At 29.0% G+C, this 2,662-nt stretch carries 3 protein-coding genes; 2 read left to right on the top strand and 1 reads right to left on the bottom strand.

Features of this window, described 5'->3' with window-relative positions:
- A partial coding sequence (locus tag BM384_RS16555) for a transposase-like zinc-binding domain-containing protein (RefSeq protein ID WP_139232162.1) occupies nt 1-240 on the top strand: 240 nt, incomplete at its 5' end.
- 56 nt (nt 241-296) lie between these two features.
- Here BM384_RS16555 and BM384_RS16560 read toward each other — a convergent pair.
- On the bottom strand, nt 297-1,748 hold the full coding sequence (locus BM384_RS16560; protein WP_207650748.1) for a DUF6937 domain-containing protein: 1,452 nt from the start codon (nt 1,746-1,748) through the stop codon (nt 297-299).
- A gap of 101 nt (nt 1,749-1,849) precedes the next feature.
- Here BM384_RS16560 and BM384_RS16565 point away from each other — a divergent pair, with 101 nt between their 5' ends.
- On the top strand, nt 1,850-2,512 hold the full coding sequence (locus BM384_RS16565; protein ID WP_090015299.1) for a TetR/AcrR family transcriptional regulator: 663 nt from the start codon (nt 1,850-1,852) through the stop codon (nt 2,510-2,512).
- The last annotated feature ends 150 nt before the right edge of the window (nt 2,513-2,662 follow it).

The following is a 2,662-nucleotide window of genomic DNA, read 5'->3' on the forward strand; positions in this document are numbered from 1 at the left end:
AATAATAAAGAAACAACAGAATTAATTTGCCCTCATTGTAAAAATAAATACATAGTTAAAAATGGTAAGAATAAAGAAACTCAAAGGTATTTATGTAAGACTTGCAAAAAATCTTTTGTTAAAAGTACTAATACCCCTATTTTTTCATCTAAAAAGAATTTGGAAACTTGGATTAAATTCATTGAATGCCTTATAAACCAATATTCTCTTAGTAAAATAGCAAAGGAGCTAAACTTTTGATTATCATGACTTTTTATATACATACTTTTCATAAAACTCACCACCTACTATTATAATTACTTTTTCATTGTCATTGCAATTTCAACAGCTTTGTAAGCACCATTATACCTGCCTATTTTATTTAAATCTAAAATTTTATTGCACATCATATTTAGAATATAATTATCTTCAAGCATTAAGTCTATCATTTGCAAAGTAAGCTCTGGAGTTTCACATTCTATAGTACCATCGCCTATTTCAGATGATGTTATAGCACCCCACATTTCATGTCCACCAACTCTCTTAATAAGAAGCTTAGGAACTGGATAGAACGATAGCTCGCTAGGTTTTGTAACTAAAACATCAGTAGATCTCATAAGGAGATTAGTAGAGTAAACTGCTGCAAAAATATCTTTGTGATAGAAGACATGTACTCCTTTAACATCTTCATTAAGTGCCTTATTAGAAAACTCTTTTGTTTTATTCCAGTCATCAAAATAAGTTTCTGATAAATCCTTTAATTCAGGAATTGATGAAGCTAAGCTTTCCCAAACATTCTTGTGGTCACCAACATTTAAATAAAGAACAGCTTTATTTTCTTTTACTAAAGGTAATAATTTTTTTATTATTTGAGAATAGAATTCTTGCTGAGCACCAGCACCACCAATAGTTAATAAGAAACGTTTTGCTTTATTATTATTAATTCTATCTAATCTTTTATTACAGTCATCTTCTAAGTTTGCCACTAGTTCATGGTCAATATAATGACCAAATTCAAAAATCTTATCAGCTGGTATTGGATTTAAAACCTTTTTACCATCCATTCCTTTTAGAGTTCTATATCCAAGGTAAGATGAAGGAGTTTGTACAAGATGAGTTGAACCTTCTGCTAAATGAAGACCCATTGGCCAGTTATCTGGAATAGCATTAACTACATTCTTCATACCAGCATGAACAGCAGCCTCTGCAGGCCATACATGTGTTGCTATACATGGCATGTCTTTTGGTAGAGTTTTATATAAACTTGCCATAAGCTCTGCAGTTTTTTGATCAGAAGAATTATAGCTTAATTTTTTAAATCCGGTATAATTCATTGGTTCCCACACAAACTTATTAAATAAAGCTGATTTTTGAGAAATTCTTGAACCTAAAGAGTAAAGAGAGTTTTGATAACCAATTACTTTACTACAAGTTGTATTTTCAAATGAGTTTAGGTCAAGCCAGTAAGGATTATATCCAAGGGCTGCAGCAGCAGATGCCATGGCAATAGAAATTCTATAATGACCAAATCCCATTCTTATATTTCCAATAATAATACCTTTATCATCATTTAAGTTTGTTTCACTTTCTGAAAGTACTAAGCTTTTGGTATTTATTGGTGACAGTACGTCAATGTTTGCAGTCTTTAAATTATAAGTTTCATTAGAATCATCACCAAACTTTTTTTGATACTTTCTTTTTGTTTTTTCAGCCTTTCTATATACTTTTGCAGGCATAGGGTTTCCAAAGATATTTTTTGATTTATCCATTATAAACATTCCTCCATGTATTCGTTGCTATTGACAAGAATAGTGAATTATGATAGACTGACTATCATATTGATAGTTAGTCTATCACAAAGGAGGAAATAATGCAACCTGTAGATAAAAGAAAAGTAGAATTTGAACAATCTAAGAAGAAAAGAATGGAATACATAGTAGAAAAGGCAGCTGAAATTTTTTGTGCTCAGGGCATAGACAATACTAAAGTTACTGATATTGCAAAGGCTGCAGATGTTGGAGTTGCTTCAGTATATAGGTATTTTAAAACAAAATCAGATATTGTTATTCAGGTTGGTATTAAGTTTTGGACTAATATAAGAGCTGAATTTGTGAGAAAGATTGAAGAAGATGATTTTATAAACCAAAATGGATTAGAGCAGTTCAAAGATTTAGGAAATATATTTTTTAAGCTTTATAATGATTATCCACAGTTTTTAAAATATCTTCATGATTTTGATTCTTATATAGTTAAGGAAAAAATCGAAAAAGATAGACTTAAAGAATATGAAGAAAATATTTTATTTATTAAGGAATTAGTAGTAAAGTATATTGAAAAAGGTCAAGCTGATGGATCTATAAAGGATTCAATTGATGCTGAAGAATTATATTTTACAACTACTCATACATTAATGAGTTTAGTTCAAAAATTATCATTAAGTGGAAGTGTTTTAGAAAGTGATATTAGAATATCAGGGGAGAAGCAAATAAAAATGATTTCTAATATGATACTTGAATATATAAGAAATAATTAAGGATGTAAAAGTCCTTAATTTATTACACTCAATGTAAACATTAACATTAGTTTGATTATTAAGACCAGCTAATAATAGTCAAGTAAATTTTAAAAAATAATATTTTTTAAAAAAGGGTATAGCAAACAAACCATTTGTAAAACACGAATG

It is taken from the genome of Clostridium sp. DSM 8431 (assembly GCF_900116755.1).
Lineage (GTDB): Bacteria > Bacillota > Clostridia > Clostridiales > Clostridiaceae > Clostridium.

Excerpts from the sequence above, each read along its gene's own strand:
- BM384_RS16560 (WP_207650748.1), bottom strand. The coding sequence starts at position 1,748 with ATGGATAAATCAAAAAATATCTTTGGAAACCCTATGCCTGCAAAAGTA.
- BM384_RS16565 (WP_090015299.1), top strand. The coding sequence starts at position 1,850 with ATGCAACCTGTAGATAAAAGAAAAGTAGAATTTGAACAATCTAAGAAG.